At 67.5% G+C, this 21,771-nt stretch carries 20 protein-coding genes; 17 read left to right on the top strand and 3 right to left on the bottom strand.

What is annotated here, in order from left to right:
* Positions 1–83 precede the first annotated feature (83 nt).
* The 8 genes from AC07U1_RS05070 (at position 84) to AC07U1_RS05105 (ending at position 7,451) form a co-directional block, all read left to right on the top strand.
* Positions 84–794 (top strand): DUF4129 domain-containing protein, encoded by a 711-nt coding sequence (locus AC07U1_RS05070; protein ID WP_495177262.1) that lies wholly within the window; start codon positions 84–86, stop codon positions 792–794.
* Positions 791–2,029: a DUF4350 domain-containing protein gene (locus tag AC07U1_RS05075; protein WP_495177261.1), complete on the top strand. Its 1,239-nt coding sequence runs from the start codon at positions 791–793 to the stop codon at positions 2,027–2,029. Before AC07U1_RS05070 ends, AC07U1_RS05075 begins: the two co-directional genes overlap by 4 nt.
* An 85-nt stretch (positions 2,030–2,114) precedes the next feature.
* Positions 2,115–3,011: an AAA family ATPase gene (locus AC07U1_RS05080; protein ID WP_492736590.1), complete on the top strand. Its 897-nt coding sequence runs from the start codon at positions 2,115–2,117 to the stop codon at positions 3,009–3,011.
* Positions 3,008–4,339, top strand: coding sequence for a DUF58 domain-containing protein (locus AC07U1_RS05085; protein ID WP_492735223.1), 1,332 nt, complete (start codon positions 3,008–3,010; stop codon positions 4,337–4,339). The genes AC07U1_RS05080 and AC07U1_RS05085 overlap by 4 nt, the downstream gene beginning before the upstream one ends.
* A complete protein-coding gene (locus AC07U1_RS05090) occupies positions 4,336–5,376 on the top strand; it encodes a stage II sporulation protein M (RefSeq protein ID WP_495177260.1) in 1,041 nt (346 codons plus the stop codon). The genes AC07U1_RS05085 and AC07U1_RS05090 overlap by 4 nt, the downstream gene beginning before the upstream one ends.
* Positions 5,373–6,242 (top strand): RDD family protein, encoded by an 870-nt coding sequence (locus AC07U1_RS05095; RefSeq protein WP_056341559.1) that lies wholly within the window; start codon positions 5,373–5,375, stop codon positions 6,240–6,242. Before AC07U1_RS05090 ends, AC07U1_RS05095 begins: the two co-directional genes overlap by 4 nt.
* Positions 6,229–6,930, top strand: coding sequence for a nitroreductase (locus tag AC07U1_RS05100; protein ID WP_495177259.1), 702 nt, complete (start codon positions 6,229–6,231; stop codon positions 6,928–6,930). Before AC07U1_RS05095 ends, AC07U1_RS05100 begins: the two co-directional genes overlap by 14 nt.
* Complete coding sequence (locus tag AC07U1_RS05105) at positions 6,927–7,451, top strand: hypothetical protein (protein ID WP_495177258.1); 525 nt, start codon at positions 6,927–6,929, stop codon at positions 7,449–7,451. The genes AC07U1_RS05100 and AC07U1_RS05105 overlap by 4 nt, the downstream gene beginning before the upstream one ends.
* Positions 7,452–7,552: 101 nt before the next feature.
* On the opposite strand, the gene AC07U1_RS05110 is transcribed toward AC07U1_RS05105, so the two are convergent.
* Positions 7,553–7,987 carry a hypothetical protein gene (locus AC07U1_RS05110; protein WP_056341569.1) on the bottom strand — a complete coding sequence of 145 codons (435 nt, stop codon included), beginning with the start codon at positions 7,985–7,987 and terminating at the stop codon, positions 7,553–7,555.
* 106 nt (positions 7,988–8,093) lie between these two features.
* Here AC07U1_RS05110 and gyrB point away from each other — a divergent pair, with 106 nt between their 5' ends.
* Both gyrB and AC07U1_RS05120 read left to right on the top strand, forming a co-directional pair.
* A complete protein-coding gene (gene gyrB / locus AC07U1_RS05115) occupies positions 8,094–10,667 on the top strand; it encodes a DNA topoisomerase (ATP-hydrolyzing) subunit B (protein WP_495177257.1) in 2,574 nt (857 codons plus the stop codon).
* Positions 10,668–10,755: 88 nt separating this feature from the next.
* Positions 10,756–11,145: a septal ring lytic transglycosylase RlpA family protein gene (locus tag AC07U1_RS05120; RefSeq protein ID WP_056341575.1), complete on the top strand. Its 390-nt coding sequence runs from the start codon at positions 10,756–10,758 to the stop codon at positions 11,143–11,145.
* Between the two features lie 10 nt (positions 11,146–11,155).
* Here the strand turns inward: AC07U1_RS05120 and AC07U1_RS05125 are convergent, their stop codons facing one another.
* Positions 11,156–12,085, bottom strand: coding sequence for a glutaminase (locus AC07U1_RS05125; RefSeq protein ID WP_495177256.1), 930 nt, complete (start codon positions 12,083–12,085; stop codon positions 11,156–11,158).
* Between the two features lie 98 nt (positions 12,086–12,183).
* On the opposite strand from AC07U1_RS05125, the gene AC07U1_RS05130 reads away from it, so the two are divergent.
* Genes AC07U1_RS05130 through AC07U1_RS05140 form a run of 3 tightly spaced genes read left to right on the top strand, consistent with a single transcriptional unit; the run spans position 12,184 to position 13,459 of the window.
* Positions 12,184–12,657 (top strand): VOC family protein, encoded by a 474-nt coding sequence (locus tag AC07U1_RS05130; protein ID WP_495177255.1) that lies wholly within the window; start codon positions 12,184–12,186, stop codon positions 12,655–12,657.
* Positions 12,654–12,995: an ArsR/SmtB family transcription factor gene (locus AC07U1_RS05135; protein WP_495177254.1), complete on the top strand. Its 342-nt coding sequence runs from the start codon at positions 12,654–12,656 to the stop codon at positions 12,993–12,995. Before AC07U1_RS05130 ends, AC07U1_RS05135 begins: the two co-directional genes overlap by 4 nt.
* Entirely contained in the window at positions 12,992–13,459 is a 468-nt protein-coding gene (locus AC07U1_RS05140) for an SRPBCC domain-containing protein (protein ID WP_495177253.1), read from the top strand. Before AC07U1_RS05135 ends, AC07U1_RS05140 begins: the two co-directional genes overlap by 4 nt.
* A gap of 157 nt (positions 13,460–13,616) precedes the next feature.
* Here the strand turns inward: AC07U1_RS05140 and AC07U1_RS05145 are convergent, their stop codons facing one another.
* On the bottom strand, positions 13,617–14,063 hold the full coding sequence (locus AC07U1_RS05145) for a hypothetical protein (protein ID WP_495197658.1): 447 nt from the start codon (positions 14,061–14,063) through the stop codon (positions 13,617–13,619).
* A gap of 258 nt (positions 14,064–14,321) precedes the next feature.
* Here AC07U1_RS05145 and AC07U1_RS05150 point away from each other — a divergent pair, with 258 nt between their 5' ends.
* The 4 genes from AC07U1_RS05150 to AC07U1_RS05165 all read left to right on the top strand — a co-directional run bounded on the left by AC07U1_RS05150 (position 14,322) and on the right by AC07U1_RS05165 (position 21,744).
* Positions 14,322–16,730 (top strand): ligase-associated DNA damage response DEXH box helicase, encoded by a 2,409-nt coding sequence (locus AC07U1_RS05150; protein ID WP_495177251.1) that lies wholly within the window; start codon positions 14,322–14,324, stop codon positions 16,728–16,730.
* A 254-nt stretch (positions 16,731–16,984) separates the two neighbouring features.
* Complete coding sequence (locus AC07U1_RS05155; RefSeq protein WP_187141724.1) at positions 16,985–18,028, top strand: aspartyl protease family protein; 1,044 nt, start codon at positions 16,985–16,987, stop codon at positions 18,026–18,028.
* A 74-nt stretch (positions 18,029–18,102) separates the two neighbouring features.
* Positions 18,103–18,813 (top strand): ligase-associated DNA damage response endonuclease PdeM, encoded by a 711-nt coding sequence (gene pdeM, locus AC07U1_RS05160; protein WP_495177250.1) that lies wholly within the window; start codon positions 18,103–18,105, stop codon positions 18,811–18,813.
* 153 nt (positions 18,814–18,966) lie between these two features.
* Positions 18,967–21,744, top strand: coding sequence for a TonB-dependent receptor (locus AC07U1_RS05165; RefSeq protein WP_495177249.1), 2,778 nt, complete (start codon positions 18,967–18,969; stop codon positions 21,742–21,744).
* Positions 21,745–21,771: the final 27 nt, after the last annotated feature.

The following is a 21,771-nucleotide window of genomic DNA, read 5'->3' on the forward strand; positions in this document are numbered from 1 at the left end:
ATGCAAGCATCTCTTGCCATCGCGACCGCGGGCGCGCTACCACTTGTCGCAATGATCCACCGGGGCGGAAGCATTATTTCAACATGATATCGCTGTGGATCGCCCAGGCGTCGGCCGCCGCGCAGCCGCCGAACGCCGATGCGACCGGGGGTTGGCTCGTCGATCCCGAACTCGTCGCACCGGGCTATACCCAGACGATGGCCGGCGACACGATCCAGACCGCCTTTCCGCCGCCCCCGCCGCCGCCGAACACCCCCGAATGGCTGAAGACGCTGGGCGATGCGGTCCGCAGCCTGTTCGACTGGCTGTCGCCGCTGGGCGAGCCCTTGCTGTGGATCGGCGGCATCCTGCTCGTGCTGCTGCTGCTCTATCTGTTCGTCCCCGCCTTTGCCCAATGGGTCGACGACCTGCGCTATCGCCGCAAGCGCCAGGCGCTCGCCGACGAGGCCGATCTGGCCGGCCATGCCGAGGCCGGCGCGGCGCGCATCCTGCTCGGCGAGGCCGACGAACTGGCGGCGGCGGGGCGCTATGCCGAGGCGGTCCACCTGCTGCTCTATCGCAGCGTCGCCGACATCAGCGATCGCCGCCCGGGGCTGGTCCAGCCGGCGATGACCTCGCGCGACCTTGCCGCGGCGACCGACCTGCCGGGAGTGGCACGCGAGGCGTTCAGCCGTATCGCGCGCGCGGTCGAGATCAGCCTGTTCGGCGGCCGCGCGATCGACGCCGGCGCCTGGGAACAGTGCCGCAGCGCCTATGCCGAGATGACGGTGCCGCGAAACTGGGTTCGCACATGAGCGACAATGCGACCGGCGAGACCAGTTTCAACCCGCGGCTGATGGCCGGCATCGTCGTGCTGGGCATCGTCGCCTTCATCGCGCTGTGGGCGCTGATCGCGCTCGGGCCGCAGATCGGCAGCGGCAACGACGGCAAGGGCCATGCGCTGTCGAAGGCGGCACCGGGCTATGCCGGGATCGTCGACCTGGTCGAGCGCGCGGGCGCATCGGTCGACGTGCGGCGCAGCACCAAGCCCTATGTCTATGACGATTACGAGCCGCTGGTCGTCCTGACCCCGACGCACCAGACGCGCCCCGAGGAAATCGCCGAACTGATCGACGGCGCCGGCGGGGCACCGGTGCTGATCGTCCTGCCCAAATGGCGGGCAGGGCGGCTTCGCGGTACCGACACCAAGCCGGGCTGGGTCAGCGGCGGCTATCCCATCGTGCCGCCGTCGAAGCTGTTGCCGTCCGAACATTTCGGCAAGGTCGACATCCGCGCCGAGAAGGCGGCGGCGGCGCCCGCGCCCGCCTGGCTCGCCGGGCGGAACATCAGCGTGGCGCTGCCCGCCAATGTCCAGACCGTCGCCGGCGACGACATCGAAACGCTCGCCGCCGGCCCGCGCGGCGGCGCGGTGCTGGCACGCGCGAAATCGCATGATTATTACATCCTCGCCGACCCCGACCTGATCAACAATTTCGCCTTTGCCACGCCGGACGGCGCGCGCGGCGCGGTGACGCTGATCGACGCCATCGCCGAGGATGGCGACGCCGCCGACGGGCTCGCCTTCGACGTCACGCTGAACGGGCTCGGCGGCGGACGCTCGCTGCTGCGCTTCGCGTTCGTGCCGCCCTTCATCGGCATCACGCTCTGCCTGATCGCGGCGGGGCTGTTCGCGCTCTGGCAGGCGTGGGCGCGCTTCGGGCCGGCGCTGACCCCGCAGCGCGCGATCCCGGTGTCGAAGGCGGCGCTGATCGCCAACAGCGCCGACCTGATCAAGCAGGCGGGCCGCGAGCTCGAGGGAGCGGGCGATTATGTCGCGAGCCTGCGCAGTGCGATTGCGCGGCGGCTCCACGCCCCGGCGGGACTCGACGCCGCCGCGACCGACGGCTGGATCGACCGGCATTTGCCGCCCGGCAGCAATCTTTTCTCGGCGCTCGCGCGGCGCTTGCCGTTCGCGCGCAACAATCATGAATTCCTCGCAGACGCACAGGCGCTGCACGACATCAGGAAGGACTTAATCCGTGACAGCTGAACCGATCGCCAAGGGAGACGGGGCCAAGGGCATCGAGCGCGTGCAGGCCTTGGGCGCCGCGATCGACGCCGAGGTCGCCAAGGCGGTGTTCGGGCAGGGTCCGCTGACCCGCATGGTGACGATCGCGCTGCTCGCGGGCGGGCATGTCCTGCTCGAAGGGCCGCCGGGAACCGCCAAGACCCTGCTCGCACAGGCGTTCGCGCGCGCGACCGGGCTCGATTTCGGACGCATCCAGTTCACCCCCGATTTGATGCCGGGCGACATTTTGGGGTCGAACCTGTTCAACTTCCAGACGTCGGCCTTCACGCTGACCAAGGGGCCGATCTTCACCGAATTGCTGCTCGCCGACGAAATCAACCGCACCCCGCCCAAGACGCAGGCGGCGCTGCTCGAAGCGATGCAGGAACGCCGCGTGACGATCAACGGCGAGCCGCATGTCATGAGCCCGCGCTTCACCGTGCTCGCGACGCAGAATCCGATCGAGCAGCAGGGCGTCTATCCGCTGCCCGAGGCGCAGCTCGACCGCTTCCTGTTCAAACTGGTCGTCGGCTATCCCGACGCCGCCGAGGAACGGCGGATCGTCGCCGAACATGGCGGGCGTTTCAAAAGCCCCGCGGTCGCCGATTTCGGCGTGTCGCAGGTCGCCGACGCGGCGGCGATCGGCGAAGCGATCGACGTGATTTCGACCGTGCGGCTGGCTGACGAGATCGTCGATTATATCGTCCGCCTGATCCGCGCGACGCGCGAGAGCGCCGACCTGGAGTGCGGCGCAAGCCCGCGCGCCGCATCGCTGCTGGCGCGCGCGGCGAGCGCCGCCGCGGCGCTCGACGGGCGCGACTATGTCATTCCCGACGACATCCAGCGCCTCGCCGCCGGGGTGCTGCGCCACCGCGTCATCCTGTCGGCGGCGGCCGAGATCGAAGGGCGCAGCGTCGAACAGGTCGTCGCCGCGCTGCTCGAACGCGAGGAAGTGCCTCGGTGATCTACCCGACCCGCCGCGCGGTCCTCTTGCTGTTGGCCGGCGCGCCGGTCGCGCTTTTGCTCGGGCTGATCCGGCCCGAGCTGTGGCTTGTCGCGCCGGGCTGGATCGGGTTCATCACCGCCTGCCTGCTGATCGACGGCGTCGCCGGTCCCCATCCGCGCGGCCTGGCGCTCGACACCCGTTTCCCGCACCAGGTCGGGGTCGGCGATCCGTTCGACCTCAGGCTCACCGCGACGAGCGAGCGCGGCGTGCCGCGCCATGCCGAAGTCGCGCTGGCGGTCGATGAGCGGCTCGCGGTCGGCGGGCGGCTGTCGGACGAGATGCGCGCCGCCGAAAGCGAGGACGGCACACGCCGCGCGCTCGTCCGGACGCTGAGCCTGTCGGCCGCGCGGCGCGGCAAGGCGGTGATCGACAGCCTGTGGATTCGCTGGCGCGGCCCGCTGGGCCTTGTGTGGAAACAGCGCAAGTTTGCGGTCGACACCAACATCGCGGTCGTCCCCAGCCTGCGCGCGGTGACCGAGGAAGGGCGCCGCCTGTTCCAGCGCAACAGCTGGTTCGGGCTGCGCCAGCAGCGGATGCGCGGCGAAGGCGCCGAATTCGAGGCGCTGGCGGAATATCAGCCCGGCATGGACCGGCGCGCGATCGACTGGAACGCGTCGGCGCGGCATGTGAAGCTGTTCGCCAAGGAATATCGCGTCGAACGCGACAATCGCGTCGTGCTGGCGATCGACGCCGGACGGACGATGTCCGAACCCGTCGGCGGCATGCCGCGCGTCGACCGCGCGGTGTCGGCGGCGCTGCTGCTCGCCTATGTCGGGCTGAAGATGAACGACCGCGTGAGCCTGTTCTCCTTTGCCGCCAAGCCGCAGGCGATGACCCCCGCTTACATGCACACCCAGGATTTCCCGGCGCTGCAGCGTGCCGCGAGCCTGGTCGACTATGCCCATGTCGAGAGCAATTTCACCCTCGCGCTGACGACCCTCTCGGCGCAGCTCAACCGCCGCTCGCTGATCATATTGTTCACCGAATTCACCGACGCGACGAGCGCCGACCTGATGATCCGCGCCGCCGGGCGGCTGGTCAAGAAACACCGGCTGCTGTTCGTCGTGCTGAAGGACGAGGAACTGGAGAGCGAAGAGAAACGCCGCCCCGAAAGCGCCGCCGACGTCACGAGGTCGAACGTTGCCGCGGCGATGCTGCGCGACCGGCAACTGGTGATCGCGCGGCTGCAGCGGCTGGGCGCCGACGTGCTCGAAGTGCCCGCCGACACGATGACGGCGGGGGTGGTCGACGCCTATCTGGGCATCAAGCGCGAGGGCAGCCTGTGATCCCCGACCTTCCCGTCGCCGCGGCGCTCGACGCGCCCGCCTTTTCGACCGGCCGCTTTCGCGCCGAGCGCGAGGCCGACTGGATCGCCTTCGACGCGCTGCTCACCCGGCTCGAAAAGCGCGGCGCCAAAGGACTGTCGAGCGAAGAACTGCTCCAGCTGCCGGTCCTGTACCGCGCGACCCTGTCGTCGCTGTCGATCGCGCGCGCCACGAGCCTCGACAAGGCGCTGCTCGATCACCTCGAAGCGCTGTCGATGCGCGGCTATTTCCTGATCTATGGCGTGCGCCAGTCGCGGTTCGACCGGATGGCGCGCTTTTTCACCCGCGACTGGCCGCTGGCGGTGCAGGCGGTGTGGAAAGAAACGCTGATCATCGCGGCGATCATCATCCTGGGGGCGATCACCAGCTGGTCGCTCGTGTCGAGCCAACCCGACTGGTATTACAGCTTCGTCGACGAGGGGATGGCGGGCGGGCGCGACCCGCGCGCGACCGCCGCATATCTGCAATCGACGATCGGCCATGGCAAGGCGGCGGCGTCCGAGGACGAAGGCGCGCTGCACGTCTTTGCCACCTTCCTCTTCACCCACAACAGCCAGGTGTCGATCCTGTCCTTCGCGCTCGGCTTCGCCTTCGGCATCCCGACGATGATGCTCGAATTTTATCAGGGGATCAGCCTGGGGGCGATGGTCGCGGTGTTCACCGGCAAGGGGCTGGGCTATGATTTCGGCGGCTGGCTGTTCATCCACGGCACCACCGAATTGTTCGCCGCCGCCTTGTCGGGGGCGGCGGGGCTGCGCATCGGGGCGGCGGTGGTCTTTCCCGGCGCGCGCAGCCGGTTGCAGGCGGCGTCCGATGCCGGGCGCACTGCGGGCAAGGTGATGGTCGGGGTGATCATCATGCTGCTCGTCGCCGGACTGCTCGAAGGCTTCGGGCGCCAGCTGATCACCGACACGGTGATGCGCTACGGCATCGGCACCGTGATGCTGCTCCTGTGGTTCGCCTATTATTATATCCCGCGGCGGAGCGCGGCGACATGAGCGCCACGGCGAACGCGAAAATGCGGACCGCGCAAAAGGGCAAGATCCGCCAGTTCATCACCCCCGAGGGGGTCGACCTCGAGCTCAAGATCGCGAGTTCAGGGCTGCGTTTCGGCGCGCTGATCGTCGACCTCGGCATCCTGCTCGCGATCATGATCCTGTTCTCGCTGTTCCTCGACTGGATCGACGCCGCCGCGTCGCGCGACCTGATCGAAATGATCTGGCTGCTCGGTTTCTTCGTGCTGCGGACCTTCTGGTTCATCGGCTTCGAACTCGGCCAGCGCGCCGCGACGCCGGGCAAGCGCCTGATGGGGATTCGCGTCGTCGCGCGCGACGGCGGCCGGCTGACCGCCGACGCGGTGGTCGCGCGCAACCTGATCCGCGAGCTCGAACTGTTCCTGCCGCTGATGATGCTGGGCTTCGGGGCGAGCGAGGATGCGGTGTCGGGCTGGACCGCGTTCGCCGGGGTCGCCTGGTCGCTGACGCTGAGCCTGTTCCTGCTGTTCAACAAGGACCGGATGCGGATGGGCGACCTGATCGCCGGGACGTGGGTGGTGATGGCGCAGCGATCGAAGCTCGACCATGACATCGCCGCCGAGGCCGAGGCGGCCGGGCCGATGGCGTTCAGCGAGGCCGAACTGTCGGTCTATGGCATTTTCGAACTGCAGGAGCTCGAGCGGGTCTTGCGTATCCGCGATGCGCGCGCCATGCGCGAGGTCGCGGACACGATCCGCGCAAAGATCGGGCGGCCGGTCGCGGAGGAGGACGATGTCTTCCTCCTCTCCTATTACCGCCAGCTGAAAGCCCGGCTCGAACGCAAATTGCTGTTCGGCAAGCGGCGAGAGGATAAATATGCCAGCGACTGACACCGCCATGCTTTCGGTTACCGACGCGCTGCACAAGCGCCGTTCGGTCCGCGCCTTCACGCCGCAAGCGGTCGACCCGGCGCTGCTGACCCAAATTTTCGCCGCCGCGCAGCGTGCGCCGTCGGGCGGCAATCTCCAGCCCTGGCAGGCCATAGTGGTGGCAGGGAGCGACTGGCAGGCGGTCAAGGATGCGGTCGCGGCGCGCATCGCGATGGGCCGCGAGGGGCATCAACCCGAATATGACATCTATCCCAAGGGGCTGACCGAGCCGTGGGAAACGCGGCGTTTCGGGGTCGGCGAGGGGCTGTACGCCGCGCTCGGCATCCCGCGCGAGGACAAGAAGGCTCGGCTCGGCCAGTTCATGAACAATTACACCGGTTTCGGCGCGCCGGTGATGCTGTTCCTCCATTGCTCGCGGATCATGGGGCCGCCGCAATGGTCCGACATGGGCATGTGGCTGCAGTCGGTGATGCTGCTGCTCGTCGAACATGGCCTGGCGAGTTGCCCGCAGGAATGCTGGGCGATGTATGGCGCGACGATCCGCGAGACCCTGGCGCTCGGCGACGACCAGATCTTGTTCACCGGGCTCGCGATCGGTTACGCCGACGAGGATGCGGCGGTGAACCAATGGCCGGTGCCGCGCGTTGGCATCGACGAAGTGGTCGATTTCCGGGGATTTGCATCGTGAGCCGAAAACGCGCCTGGTGGCGCTACAGTATCGCCCTGCCGTTGACGCTCGCGATCGCGAGTTGCACCGCGGTGCCGACCCCGGCGCCGGCGCCCGCGCCGGCCCCGGTCGCCGCGACACCCCGGCCGGCCCCCGCGCCGGTTCCCGCTCCCGCGAAAGCCTGGGACGAGCGGCGCCTCGATGCCGGCGAGTGGCGCTATGACGCGGCGGCCCGCACCGCGAGCTTCGCGCAGGCGGGCGTCGCGTCGCCGCTGGTGACGATGGCGTGCAGTGGCGGATCGATCGAGCTTGGCGCCGGGCTCGGCGCCGGCGAGACGCTCGACGTCGATCTCAGGACCAGCGCCGGCACCGACCGGCTGCGGCTGAGCGGCGGCCGCGTGACGCTCGGCAATCGCGACGCCCGGCTCGACCGCATCGCGTTCAGCCGCGGCCGCTTCGCGCTGGAAGCGAGCAATGGCAGCACCCTGACGCTGCCGGTCCAGTCCGAAATCGGTCGGTTGATCGAGGATTGCCGCGGTTAAAGACCGTCGCCCCCGCGAAGGCGGGGGCCGCCATCGGTATACGCAGTGGTGCCGAGTAAGGCCGCCCGCGGCCCCCGCCTACGCGGGGGCGACGGAAATTCTTAAGCCCCCAGCTGCACCGTCCCGCCCTTGATCCAGCCCCAGCGGCACGGACCCTGATATTCGCGCGCCGAGCGCACCGGCCGCGTGACGTCGCAATAGGCCGGATCGCCGCCGGGCGCGGCGAAGACGATACCGAACCAGGCGTCGTCGTCGGTCGCCTCGCACAGCGACACCGACGTGCCCCCCGCGAGCTTCGCCTTGACCGCGCGCGTTTCGCCGGGCGCCCAATAGACGTCGGTGCCGCCGGGCTTGACGCGCGAGGTGCTGGCGCAGGCGGGAAGCTGCGGCCCTTCAGTCCCGGTCTTTACCGGACGCGAGGCGAGCGGTTCGCCCGCGACGGCGGGGGCGTTGTCGGGCGGCGGGGCGGGCTGCGAACAGGCCGCGACCGAGAGCGCGAGAAGCAGGGGAAGCGAGCGGGCGAGACGAGGTTTCATGCCCCGAAACTAGCCGCCGCGACGCGGGCGCGCAACGCTCGATCCGAAAGGAGCGAGAGCCGCATTTTCGCTTGGGTTTTGGCGACCCCGACCCTATATAATCGCTATGACGGACACCCCAGAAAATATCGCGCCGAGCGCCAACGCCAACCTGCCCAATGTGAACGCCTATGGCGCCGATTCGATCAAGGTTCTCAAGGGCCTCGACGCGGTGCGCAAGCGGCCGGGCATGTATATCGGCGACACCGACGACGGGTCGGGGCTGCACCACATGGTGTTCGAGGTTTCGGACAATGCGATCGACGAAGCGCTCGCGGGCCACTGCGACCTCGTCCTGATCACGCTGAACAGCGACGGGTCGGTCAGCGTCGAGGACAATGGCCGCGGCATTCCGACCGGCATCCACGCCGAAGAAGGCATTTCGGCGGCCGAGGTCATCATGACCCAGCTCCACGCCGGCGGGAAGTTCGAAAACACCAGCGACGATAATGCGTATAAGGTGTCGGGCGGCCTGCACGGCGTCGGCGTGTCGGTCGTCAACGCGCTGTCCGAATGGCTCGAACTGACGATCTGGCGCGACGGCGAAGAGCATTGGATGCGCTTCGAACATGGCGATTCGGTCGGCCCGCTCAAGGTCAACGGCCCTGCCCCGGCGGGCAAGAAGGGCACGCGCGTTACCTTCCAGGCATCGACCGAGACGTTCAAGAATGTCCTCGAATTCGATTTCGAGAAGCTGGAACACCGCTATCGCGAGCTTGCCTTCCTGAATTCGGGGGTGCGGATCAAGCTGGTCGACGCGCGCCACGCCGAGCATGTCAGCCATGACCTGTTTTACGAGGGCGGCATCGCGGCCTTCGTCAAATATCTCGATCGCAACAAGACCCCGTTGCTGGCCGATCCGATCGCGATCAGCAGCGAGCGCGACGGCATCGGCATCGACGTCGCGCTCGAGTGGAACGACAGCTATTATGAAAATGTCCTCTGCTTCACGAACAACATCCCGCAGCGCGACGGCGGCACGCACCTTGCGGCGTTCCGCGCCGCGCTGACGCGCACGATCAACGGCTATGGCGACAAGTCGGGCATCCTGAAAAAGGAAAAGGTCAGCCTGACCGGCGACGACATGCGCGAAGGACTGACCGCGATCGTGTCGGTCAAGCTGCCCGACCCCAAATTCAGCTCGCAGACCAAGGACAAGCTGGTCAGCAGCGAAGTGCGCCAGCCGCTGGAAAGCCTGATGGCCGACCGGATGACCGAATGGCTGGAGGAAAATCCCGCCCATGCGAAAGCCGTGATCCAGAAGGTGATCGACGCCGCCGCCGCCCGCGAAGCCGCGAAAAAGGCGCGCGAGCTGACGCGGCGCAAGGGCGCGATGGATATCGCGAGCCTGCCCGGCAAGCTCGCCGATTGCCAGGAACGCGACCCCGCCAAATGCGAACTCTTCCTGGTCGAGGGTGACTCGGCAGGCGGCAGCGCCAAGCAGGGCCGCGACCGCCATGTCCAGGCGATCCTGCCGCTGAAGGGCAAGATTTTGAACGTCGAGCGTGCGCGTTTCGACCGCATCATCTCGTCGAAGGAAGTCGGGACGTTGATCCAGGCGCTCGGCACCGGGATCCGCGACGAGTTCAACCTCGAAAAGCTGCGTTATCACAAGATCGTGATCATGACCGACGCCGACGTCGACGGCGCGCATATCCGCACGCTGCTGCTGACCTTCTTCTATCGCCAGATGCCCGAGATCATCGAGGGCGGTCACCTCTACATCGCCCAGCCGCCGCTGTACAAAGTCGCGAAGGGACGCAGCGAGGTCTATCTCAAGGACGATAGCGCGCTTGAAAATTACCTCGTCGACGGCGGGATCGATGCGCTGATGCTCGAGACGAACGGCGGGGCGCGGTCGGGCAACGACCTGCGCGACCTGATCGAGCATGGCCGCCGGCTGCGCGCGCTGATGCGTTATGTGCCGCGCGGGCATAATTACGAGCTGGTCGAGGCGCTGGCGCTCAACGGCGCGCTCGATCCCGAACTCGACAGCGCGGGCCGCACTGCGGCCGGCGTGCGCGCCGCCGAATGGCTCAACGCCGCCGAGGGCGCGCTTACCGGCGGCAGCGAGGCGAAATGGACGATCGTCGCGGTGGACGGCGGCTATACGCTCGAAAAGCGTTGGCGCGGGGTCAGCGACCATCATGCGATCGACGCGGCCTTCCTGGCGAGTCAGGAAGCGCGGCGGCTGCACAAGCTCGCCGGCGAACAGACCGACACCTATGCCCGCCCGGGCCGCCTGGTGAAGGGCAGCAGCGCCGCGGCGCAGGCCGCCGAAGCGGCGGCGCTCGCCGCCGCCGAAGCCGACAGCGACGCCGAGACGAGCGATAGCGACCTGCCCGCGGCCGCCACCGGCAAGACGACGCCGATCACCCGCCCGTCCGAACTGCTCGAAGCGATTTTCGCGCACAGCCGCAAGGGGCTGTCGATCAGCCGCTACAAGGGGCTGGGCGAGATGAATGCCGAGCAATTGTGGGAAACCACGCTCGATCCGTCGAACCGCACGCTGCTGCGCGTCGAGGCCGAACAGGCCGATATCGCGCACGAGATCTTCGAGCGGCTGATGGGCGACGAGGTCGAACCGCGGCGCGATTTCATCCAGACCAACGCACTCAGCGTGGCCAATCTCGACGTCTGACCGCAAATCCCGCGCGGCGTAACGCGGACCGGCTTGCCTCGGCAAGCCGGGGCTGCTTGCTGCCGCCGAGGACAAAGGGGAGGATGTCATGCGGGGCTTTGCCGCCATGCTGATGCCGCTGTTGCTGGCGGTTCCGGCCGTCGCGCAGGACGCCGATGGCGATGACGGGGTCGTCGTCGAAACCGAGCTTTCGAGCGGAATGGCGAGCTATTACAGCCGCGAGCTGGAGGGCAATCGCACCGCCAACGGCGAAATCTGCGACCCCGACGACCTGACCGCGGCGCACCGCACCCTGCCCTTTGGCAGCAAGGTGCGCGTCACCAACCTGGCCAACGGCGAGAGCGTTATCGTGCGGATCAACGACCGCGGTCCGTTCGGGCGCGGGCGGGTGATCGACATCAGCCATGCCGCGGCGAAGGAAATCGGCATGCATCGCAGCGGCACGGCGCGGGTGAAATTGACCCTACTCGACGATTGAAGGCGCGGCCTTAGTCGAACACCGACCAACCGGCGGCATAGGCGAAATGTTCGAGCGCGATCGCGCCGACGAGCGAGGTGCCGGCTTCGTTCAATCCCGGCGACCAGACCGCGATCGATCCCTGCCCCGGCGCGATGCAGAGGATGCCGCCGCCGACACCGCTCTTGCCCGGCAGGCCGACCCGAAAGGCGAATTCGCCGCTGTTGTCGTAATGGCCGCACAGCATCATGATCGCGTTGATGCGCCGGGCGCGGTGCGGTTCGACCAGTTGTTCGCCGGTGCGCGGGTCGCGGCCGTCCATCGTCAGGAACAGTCCGGCCTTTGCCAATTGGGTGCAGCTCATGGCGATCGCGCATTGGCGGAAATAGACGCCGAGCGTCGTTTCGACGGGGTGACGCAGGTTGCCGAAGGCGTCCATGAAATGGGTCAGGCTGCGGTTGCGGGCGCCGGTTTCCGATTCGGAAAAGGCGACGTCGAGGTCGATGTCGACCCCCTCGTCACCGGCCCGGGCGCGAATGAAGGCGAGGATTTCCTCGATCACCGCATCGCCGTCGCGACCGTCGATCAGCCGGTCGGTGGTGGCGATCGCGCCGGCGTTGATCAGCGGGTTGCGCGGGATGCCATGCTCGGTCTCGAGCTGGACGATCGAGTTGAAGGCGCTGCCCGAGGGTTCGCGGCCGACGCTGTCCCACAGCGAGCTGCCGACGCGGCGCAGCGCGAGCGCCAGCGTGAAGACCTTCGACACCGACTGGATCGAAAAGGGCGTGTCGGCGTCGCCGGCGACGTGCATCGTGCCGTCAGGGAGCGCGAGCGCCATGCCGAAATGGTTCGGATCGACGCAGGCGAGCGCCGGGATATAGTCGGCGACCTTGCCCTGCCCGCGGTGCGGCAGCGCGACGGCATAGGCCTCGGCGAGGCAGCGGGCGAGATCGACAGTCATGCGCTTTTCCTAGCAACTTCATTCGCGATTGCATGTATTTTCATTTTTATGAAAATATTGTACGATAGTGAAATCATCTGCGAATCGGGAGAAGAATCATGGTCGATCATCCACGCGGCAAGGGGCTTTCGAGCGCCGTGAGTTATCAGGACAGCAAGGCGGCGTTCCGCTGGCTGGAGGACGCCTTCGGCTTCGAACCGTTGTTCGTGCTGCTCGATGCCGAGGGCAATCTGGCGCACAGCGAGATGGGCTATGGCAATTCGGTGGTGATGGTCGGCAATGAATGGTCCGACGACCACAAGAGCCCGAAATCGATCTGCGGCAAGAACAGCCAGTCGGTGCATGTCCAGCTCGCGGTCGGCGAGGATATCGACGCGCATTGCGAGACAGCGCGCGCTGCGGGAGCCGAAATCCTCGCCGAGCCCGAGACGCAATTCTATGGCGACCGCAGCTACCGCGCCAAGGACCCCGAGGGGCATATCTGGACCTTTGGCGTGACCGTCGCCGAAAAGACGGCGGAAGAGTGGGACGCCGAGGGCGGCTTCACGACGAAGACGCGGCTCGACGATTGAGCGCCGAAAGATCGAGCGAGGCCGTCGATCGCCTGTTCGCCGCGCTCGCCGACCCGAAGCGGCGCCGCGCGGTCGAGTTGCTCGGCGCGCGGCCTTATAGCGCGGGCGAGCTGGCCGACGCGCTCGGGCTGGCGCCACCCGCGATGAGCCGCCATCTGCGCGCGCTGAAGGAGGGCGGGCTGGTCGAGGACGGCCATCCGATGTTCGATGCGCGGGTGCGGGTATATCGGCTGAAGGACGGCGCGACCGGCGAACTCAAGCAATGGCTCGCCGAGACCGAGGCGCTGTGGAGCGACCAGCTCGCGGCGTTCAAGCGCCATGTCGAGCGCGGCGCATGAGCGCGGCGGTGATCGTCGCGCTGCGCGTCGCGGCCACGCCGGCCCGCGCCTTCGACGTCTTCACCCACGAGATCGGGCTGTGGTGGCAAAGCCATGCGCTGTTCGAAGTGTCGCGAAAGGGCGACGGCGCATTGCGGTTCGACCCCGCGGGTCCCGAGGGCCGGCTGGTCACGCGCTTCGCCGACGGCACCGAGTGGGAGATCGGGCGCGTCCGTTGCTGGTTGCCCGGAGAGCGACTGGCGTTCGGCTGGCGCCTGCCAAGTTTTCGCGCCGATCAGGCGACCGAGGTCGAGGTGCGCTTCGAGGCGGTCGGCGCCGAGACGCGGGTGACGGTCGAGCATCGCGGCTGGGATACGATCCCGCAGCGGCATGTCGCGCGCCACGGGTTCGAACTGATGCTGTTCCAGCGGCGGCTCGGCGAGCATTGGCGCGGGTTGCTGGGGGCGATGGGGGCGCGGGTTTAGGAGAGTGTTCGTGTAGACGCGCCCATCCCTATTCCCGTTCGTGTCGAGCGAAGTCGAGACACGCTTGGACCACGCCAGCCTTCGGGGTGTCTCGACTTCGCTCGACACGAACGGGGTCATAAGGCAACTTGTCAGGCTCGGGCCGCCGGCCTTCCTCCTATTGCGTCCCCGCCGTCGCCTGCGCCTTGGCCATCGTGTCGATCGTCCGGTCGGCGCTCGCGAAGAGTTCGGGCTGGCGCTCGCGGAAGCCGGCGCAGGTGGCGATGTCGGCGGCGAAGACGTCGGCCTTGCCCTCGGCCCGCGCGAGCACGGCATCCGAATTGGCGATGGCGTTTTCGGCCTCGAACAAGGTTTTCAGCGTCTTGGCGTCAAACTTGTCGTCGGGCTTGTTCTCGGCGAGCGCGAGCATGATCATATAATATTGCAGGAAATGGCGCCCCGCGGTCAGCTGCGCCTCGCTGTCCTTCGGCGCGCGTTCGCTGGTGACCTGATAGACCGCGGCGCAGCGGAGCATGCCCGCGAGCTTCATCATCGGTTCTTCGGCGGCGACCGGCAACGGCAACAGCAGCGCCGCGGCACCGCTCGCGGCCAGTATCGATTTCAACATGAGCATCCTTCCAACGGATGCGACCCCGGCGGATTTATCGCGGGTTTCGGGAAGGATGTCGATGGGGTGAAAGATCCTCCCTGTGGCGCAGCCATGGGGAGGTGGCAGCGCGTAGCGCTGACGGAGGGGCGTTGGCGCGACGTCGCTGGCCCCTCCACCCCTCGCTTCGCGAGCGGTCCCCCTCCCCATCGCTTCGCGACAGGGAGGAATTGGGAAGGGCTTGCTGCTCCGCCTGAGGCACGCCACATCTCCCCCATGCCGCTCCCGCAAATCTTCACCGACTGGTTCGCCGCGCGCGGGTGGCGGGTGCGGCGGCATCAGGCCGATATGCTGGCCGCGGCCACACGCGGCGAACATGCCTTGCTCGTCGCGGCGACGGGGGCGGGCAAGACGCTGGCGGGGTTTTTGCCGACGCTCGTCGATCTCGCCGAAAACCCCTCCGATCGGCTCCACACCCTCTATGTGTCGCCGCTGAAAGCGCTCGCCGCCGACGTCGAACGCAATTTGATCGGTCCGATCACCGACATGGACCTGCCGATCAGCGTCGAAAGCCGCAGCGGCGACACGTCGTCGGACAAGAAAGCGCGGCAGCGCAGCCGGCCGCCGAACATATTGCTCACCACCCCCGAATCGCTGTCGCTTTTGCTGTCTTATCCCGACAGTCTCCTGATGTTCGCCGACCTCAAGACGGTGGTGATCGACGAAATCCATGCCTTCGCGCCGGGCAAGCGCGGCGACCTGCTGAGCCTGTCGCTCGCGCGGCTGCAGCACATCGCGCCCGCGATGCGCCGCGTCGGGCTGTCGGCGACGATCGCCGATCCGGTGCAATATGCCGGCTGGCTGGCCCCCGACGCGAACCCCGAAACGGTGGCTTTGGTCGAGGGCGAGGCGGGCGCCGATCCCGACATCTCGATCCTGCTGCCCGAGGGCGCGGTGCCCTGGTCGGGGCATTCGGGGCGTTATGCGGTGCATCAGGTGATGGCCGAGGTCGCGAAGAACCGCACGACGATCATCTTCTGCAACACCCGCGGGCTGGCCGAGCTGATCTTTCAGGATTTGTGGAAGGTCAACGACCTCGGGCTGCCGATCGCGATCCACCATGGCAGCCTCGACCGCGAGGCACGCCAGCGCGCCGAAATGGCGATGGCCGAGGGACGGCTGCGCGCGCTGGTCGCGACATCGAGCCTCGACCTCGGGCTCGACTGGGGCGATGTCGATTGCGTGATCCAGATGGGGGCGCCGAAGGGGTCGTCGCGGCTGCTCCAGCGGATCGGGCGCGCCAACCACCGCCTCGACGAACCGAGCAAGGCGCTGATCGTGCCGGGCAACCGCTTCGAATATCTCGAGGCGCAGGCGGCGCTCGACGCCGTCGAGGCGGGCGAGCGCGACGCCGACCGCTTCCGCCCCGGCGCGCTCGACGTGCTGGCGCAGCATGTGATGGCGCTCGCCTGCGCCGCGCCCTTCGCCGAGGACGAACTGCTCGAAGAGATCCGCTCGGCAGCGCCGTATCGCTGGGTCAATGCCACGACCTTTTCGCGGCTGCTCGGCTTCGTGCGCGACGGGGGTTATGCGCTCAAAAGCTATGACCGCTTCCGCCGCCTCGCCCCCGATGGGCAGGGGCGCTGGCGCATCGCGCACCCGCGACTCGCGGCGCAGCACCGGCTCAACGCGGGGATCATCGTCGATGCGCCGACGCTCGACGTGCGGTTCAAGAACGGGCGCAGATTGGGAAGTGTCGAGGAATATTTCGCGAGCACACTGACCCCCGGCGACACCTTCGCCTTTGCCGGATTGAGCCTCGAGGTCGAATCGATCCGCGACACCGACCTCTATGTCCGCGCGACGACGCGGCCGGCGCGCATCCCCAGCTACGTCGGCGCGCGCATGGCGCTGACGACGCGGCTCGCCGATCGGGTGCGCGGCTTCCTCGCCGATCCGGCGAGCTGGGTCCGTTTTCCCGACGATGTCCGCTATTGGCTCGAAATGCAGGCGTGTCGGTCGGTGTTGCCGCGCCGCGGCGAACTGCTGGTCGAGACTTTCCCGCACGAGGAGCATCATTATCTGGTCGTCTATCCGTTCGAGGGGTGGAACGCGCACCAGTCGCTCGGCATGCTGATCTCGAAGCGGATGGAGCGCGCGGGGTTGCAGCCGCTGGGTTTCGTCGCTTCGGACTATGCGCTGGCGATCTGGTCGCTCAGGCCCGTGGCCGACCCCGCCGCATTGTTCGACGCCGCGATCCTGGAGGATGAGTTCGTCGAGTGGGTCGAGGGATCGCACCTGCTCAAGCGCGCGTTCCGCGAGGTCGCGGTGATCGGCGGGCTGATCGAGCGCCAGCACCCCGGCAAGCGCAAGACCGGCAAGCAGGTGACCTTTTCGACCGACCTGATCTTCGACGTGCTGCGCAAATATGAGCCCGACCATCTGTTGCTCGAAGCGGCGTGGGCCGATGCGCGCGAGCGGCTGACCGATGTCGCGCGGCTGGGCGACCTGCTCGACCGCGCGGCGGGGACGATGCTGCACAAGGATTTGCCGCGGATCAGCCCGCTGGCGGTGCCGGTGCTGGTGTTGATCGGGCGCGAGAATGTCGCCGCCGCCGACCTCGACGATGCGTTGCTGGGCGAGCTGGCGGATGAACTGGCCGCGGCGGCGATGGGGGACGCGTAGCGAGGTGGGATGTCCGAGCGGGAGTGGACAACAGTCCTCCACAAGTCCCGTTCGTGTCGAGCGAAGTCGAGACACCCCAAAGGCGTGCGCTACCGATGGGTGTCTCGACTTCGCTCGACACGAACGGAAATATGGGCAGGCTTGGATACCCCGAACCGCCCATCGCCGCACCGTCCGTCCGCGCACCGCACCCCGCTTGCCGCGCACCGCCGACAGGCGTAGACTGGCGGCATAACATAATGAGGATGCCCGCGATGACCCATGTTCTCAGGCGGCGAATGATCTGGACGCTGCTGCTGTCCGCCCCGGCGCTGCTCGGCGCGAGCCAGCCGCCGGTCGCACCGCCGCCCGCGCCGGCGCCGGCCTCGACCCCCGCCGATCCGCTGGCCCAGCCGGTGACGAGCGCCGAGGTCACCCCTTTCATCCAGCCGTTCGACCTCGACGCGACGCGGCGCATGTCGGTGAAGGTGATGGTCGGCGGCAAGGGGCCGTTTTCCTTCCTCGTCGACACCGGCGCCGAACGCACGATCATCGCGCGCGAGCTCGCCGACCGGCTGGGGCTGGTCGAGGGCGGCAAGCTGCGCATGGCGACGATCGGCGGGTCGGCGACGGTCCCCAGCTTTCGCGTCGCGGCGCTGTCGATGACCGACCTGCAGATGACCGCGTTCGACGCTCCGTCCTTTTTCGGCCGCCATCTTGGGGCCGCGGGGCTGATCGGGGTCGACATGCTCGAGGACCGGCGCATCCTGATCGATTTTCGCAAAGAGAGCATGGAGATCCTGGAAACGCGCAAGCGCGCGCGGCCGATCATCCGCGACGACGACGCGATCGTCGTCACCGCGCGCAATTCGGCGGGGCGGCTGATCCTGTCCGACGCGCGGCTCGACGGCAAACGCATCGACGTGATCGTCGACACCGGCGCGCAGACGAGCGTCGGCAATCTGGCGCTGCAGAAACTGGTCGCGGCGCGGCGCGCGAACCGCCTGCCCTTCCTGTCGACCACGCTCGGCGCGGTGACCGGCGAGGCGGTGCCCGCGACGCGCACCGCGATCAAGCGCATCATCATCAACGGCATGGACGTCAACGACCTGCCGGTGAGCTTCGCCGACAGCCAGGCGTTCCGCGCGCTGGGCCTGCAGGAGCGGCCGGCGCTGCTGCTCGGCATGGACAGTCTGGCGCTGTTCGACCGGGTCGAGATCGATTTCCCGAACAAGCGCATCGTGTTCGACCTGCCCGATGGCGCGAGCCGCGCGACGGGGCAGCGTTTCGCCGCGAACACATCGGCGCAGGGCAGCTAGACGCCGGGAACCGGGCGCCGGGAACTGGACGCCAAGAACTGGACGGATGCCCGGGGCGACGCCATAGCGGCGCCATGCCCGCCGCGCCCCTGCTCGATTTTGCCGGTCACCAGTTCGTGCCGCTTGCCGGGCGCGCGCTGTTCTGGCCGCGGCATGGGGCGCTGATCGTCGCCGACCTGCATCTGGAAAAGGCGAGCTGGTACGCGACGCATGGCCAGCCGCTGCCGCCCTATGACAGCCACGACACGCTCGACCGGCTGGCACGGCTGGTCGCCGAGACCGGCGCGCGCGCGCTGTGGTGCCTGGGCGACAGTTTCCACGACCGCGCCGCCGCCGAACGGGTCGCGCCCGCGGTCGCCGAGCGATTGCGCCGTCAGACGGGGGCGGTGCCGCTGACCTGGATCGCGGGCAACCACGATGGCCTGTCGGGCGGCGCCTGGGGCGGCACCGTCGCCGACGAGATCGAGGTCGACGGCATCGTCCTGCGCCACCAGTGCGAAGCGGACGAGACGCGCCCCGAAATCTCGGGGCATTTCCATCCCAAGCTGCGGCTGACCCTGCGCGGGCGCGCGGTGTCGCGCCCCTGTTTCGCGGGCGACGCGCAGCGGCTGATTCTGCCCGCCTTCGGCAGCCTGACCGGCGGGCTCGATGTCGGCGACAGGGCCATCGCGGCGAATTTCGTGGACGATTATCGCGCGATGCTGGTCGCCGACGGAAAATTGCTGTCGCTGCGCTGTGGCAATCCTGCCACCGGTGACGTTACGGCAATGCCGGGTCGCGCCTGATCGCCCGCCGGACCGGGCTTTGCCGCCTGTGGCCGAAAAGCCGCACTTGCCGAAAACATGACGCAAATGCGGCGCCTCGGCTGGATCGGGGGCGCAATTTGCGTATGCTCGCCTCCTAATAAAAACAACGAAATGTTGAGAGGAGTGCCCAATATGAAATCCTATACCCATTGTGCTGCCCGCCTGCTGCGCACGAGTGCGCTCGGCGCCTCGCTGGCGATCGTCGGCATGGCGGTGCCGGCCTTTGCGCAGGACACCGCCACCGACACGGCGACCGCCGACGACAGCAGCAACAGCGAAATCGTCGTCACCGCGCAGGGACGCGCGCAGCGCCTCGCCGACGTGCCGGTGGCGATCTCGGCGGTGAACGCCGAAGCGCTGCAGAACAGCGGCGCGAACGACATCCGCCAGCTCAACCAGGTCGCGCCGTCGCTGCTCGTGTCGTCGACCGGCAGTGAAGCCAATGGTTCGGCGCGTATCCGCGGCATCGGCACCGTCGGCGACAACCCCGGTCTCGAAAGCTCGGTCCCGGTGTTCATCGACGGCGTCTATCGCTCGCGTTCGGGCATCGGCCTCAACGAACTGGGCGAAATCGACCGCGTCGAAGTCCAGCGCGGCCCGCAGGGCACGCTCGGCGGCCGCAACTCGTCGGCGGGCCTGATCAGCATCTATTCGAAAAAGCCCGATTTCACCTTCGGCGCCACCGCCGAGGCGACCTATGGCAATTATGATTATTTCCGCCTCGGCGGCAGCGTCACCGGGCCGATCAGCGACACGCTCGCGGCGCGCCTCGACGGCATCTGGGTGAAGCGCGACGGTTTCTATCGCGACACCACGAACAACACCGACGTCAACGACCGCGACCGCTATTTCCTGCGCGGGCAACTGCTGTTCGAACCGACCGACGCGCTGTCGATCCGGCTGATCGCCGACTATACCTATCGCGACGAGAAATGCTGCGGCGCGACCTATGTCGACAGCGCGGTCAACACCGCGGTCGGCAACCTCAACAATCCGTCGGTGCCGCTGTCGCCGTTGCAGCCCAATGGCAACAACATCATCAACGTGCTGCGCGACCTCGGCCAGCCGCTCGCGGCGTTCAGCCAGAGGTACGACCGCAATCTGTCGGTCAGCCCGGGCCGCAGCTATGCCGGCAAGACCAAGGACTACGGCTTTTCGGGCCAGATCGACTATGATCTGGGCGGCGCGACGCTGACCTCGATCACCGGCTATCGCCAATATCGGTCGAGCCAGGCCGGCGACGTCGATTATGGCGTGGTCGACATCCTCTATCGCGATCCCGACGACGACGCCTATCGCCAGTTCCACACCTTCACCCAGGAACTGCGCCTGCAGGGCGAGGCGTTCGACGGCAAGCTCGACTGGCTGGTCGGCGGCTTCTATGCCAATGAAAAGCTGACCGTCCGCGACAATCTGCGCTTCGGCAGCCAGTACGGCCGGTTCGCCACCTGCCGCATCATTTCGGGCGGCGGCCTTGCCGCGCTCTATTCGGCGGCGAGCCCGCTGTGCGTCGCGCCCGGCGTCGGCCCGGCGACGATCGCGGGGGCGAGCGGCGGCGGCCAGACCGGCACCGACATCGTCGCGGCGTTCACCGCGCTCGACGGGCTGAACAACCGCGGCTCGATCAACGACCGCTATTATCAGAATGGCAAGAACTGGGCGCTGTTCACGCACAATATCTTCCACATCACCGACACGATCGATTTCACCTTCGGCGTCCGCTACACCAACGACAAGAAGAAGTTCAACGCGAGCTTCACCAACGACAACACCGCCTGCACCACCGTCCAGGGCCTCGTGCTCGACGATCTGGTCAGCACCACGACCAACGCCACCGCCAAGGCGCTGGCGGGCGCGCTGATCGGCCTCAGCTGTCAGGGCAATTCGACCGCCGAACTCAATGGCGTGTCGATCAACAGCAAGCGCGCCGAGGACGAGTTCACCGGCACCGCGATCCTGTCGTGGAAACCCGTCGACGACCTTCTCACCTACGCCAGCTATTCGCGCGGCTATAAGGCGGGGGGCTTCAACCTCGACCGTTCGGCGCTGAAATCGCCGATCGTGCCGTTCGGCGGCCAGGCGGGCGCACAGGCGCTGGTGAACAATTTGCAGTTCGACCCCGAAAAGGTCGACAGCTATGAACTGGGCGCCAAATATTCGGCGAACGGCTTCAACGTCGGTGTTTCGCTGTTCCGGTCGGACTTCAGCAGCTTCCAGCTGAACACCTTCAACGGCACGGTGTTCCTGGTGCAGAACATCAACGGCTGCGAAGCCGACCTGGCCGGCGGCGACCGCGATGCGAGCGCCGCGACCGGCGCCTGCGCGTCGGACAAGGTCAGCTGGGGCGTACGCGCCGAGGGCTTTGAGCTCGAATCGTCGCTGGCGCTGGCGAGCGACTTCCGGCTTGCGGCGGGGGTGACCTATTCGAAGACCAAATATCGCAAGAATCTGGTCGGCACCAACGCCGGCGGGCCGCTCGACCCGGCGCTGCGCTTCCTGCCCGGCGACAATCTGTCGAACGCCCCCGAACTGGTCGGCACCGCGAGCATGACCTGGACACCGGAGATCGGCAGCGGCGGGCTGACCGGCCTCGTCTATATCGATGGCCGCGCGACGAGCGGGTACAACACCGGTTCCGACCTCTTCCCGCAGAAGGAGCAGGAAAGCTACACCGTGTTCAACGCGCGCCTGGGCGTGCGCGGTCCCGACGAGAAATGGGCGGTCGAATTCTGGGCGCAGAATTTGCTCAACGCCAAATATGCGCAGGTCGCGTTCAACTCGCCCTTCCAGGCGGGGACCACGTCGGCGCCGTTCACCGACGCCAACGGCTTCCCCGGCGGCCGCCAGATCTTCTCGCAGTTCCTGGCCGAACCCAGGACCTATGGTCTGACGCTGCGCGGCAAGTTCTAGACCGCAAACCGCCTGATTTCAGGAGCT

The organism is Sphingopyxis sp. GW821-FHT02C12 (assembly GCF_059421785.1).

Bases quoted from the DNA above. Each gene is read 5' to 3' on its own strand.
- AC07U1_RS05070 (WP_495177262.1), top strand. From the start codon at position 84: ATGATATCGCTGTGGATCGCCCAGGCGTCGGCCGCCGCGCAGCCGCCG.
- AC07U1_RS05075 (WP_495177261.1), top strand. From the start codon at position 791: ATGAGCGACAATGCGACCGGCGAGACCAGTTTCAACCCGCGGCTGATG.
- AC07U1_RS05095 (WP_056341559.1), top strand. From the start codon at position 5,373: ATGAGCGCCACGGCGAACGCGAAAATGCGGACCGCGCAAAAGGGCAAG.
- AC07U1_RS05100 (WP_495177259.1), top strand. From the start codon at position 6,229: ATGCCAGCGACTGACACCGCCATGCTTTCGGTTACCGACGCGCTGCAC.
- AC07U1_RS05110 (WP_056341569.1), bottom strand. From the start codon at position 7,987: ATGAAACCTCGTCTCGCCCGCTCGCTTCCCCTGCTTCTCGCGCTCTCG.
- gyrB (WP_495177257.1), top strand. From the start codon at position 8,094: ATGACGGACACCCCAGAAAATATCGCGCCGAGCGCCAACGCCAACCTG.
- AC07U1_RS05120 (WP_056341575.1), top strand. From the start codon at position 10,756: ATGCGGGGCTTTGCCGCCATGCTGATGCCGCTGTTGCTGGCGGTTCCG.
- AC07U1_RS05125 (WP_495177256.1), bottom strand. From the start codon at position 12,085: ATGACTGTCGATCTCGCCCGCTGCCTCGCCGAGGCCTATGCCGTCGCG.
- AC07U1_RS05130 (WP_495177255.1), top strand. From the start codon at position 12,184: ATGGTCGATCATCCACGCGGCAAGGGGCTTTCGAGCGCCGTGAGTTAT.
- AC07U1_RS05140 (WP_495177253.1), top strand. From the start codon at position 12,992: ATGAGCGCGGCGGTGATCGTCGCGCTGCGCGTCGCGGCCACGCCGGCC.
- AC07U1_RS05150 (WP_495177251.1), top strand. From the start codon at position 14,322: ATGCCGCTCCCGCAAATCTTCACCGACTGGTTCGCCGCGCGCGGGTGG.
- AC07U1_RS05155 (WP_187141724.1), top strand. From the start codon at position 16,985: ATGACCCATGTTCTCAGGCGGCGAATGATCTGGACGCTGCTGCTGTCC.
- pdeM (WP_495177250.1), top strand. From the start codon at position 18,103: ATGCCCGCCGCGCCCCTGCTCGATTTTGCCGGTCACCAGTTCGTGCCG.
- AC07U1_RS05165 (WP_495177249.1), top strand. From the start codon at position 18,967: ATGAAATCCTATACCCATTGTGCTGCCCGCCTGCTGCGCACGAGTGCG.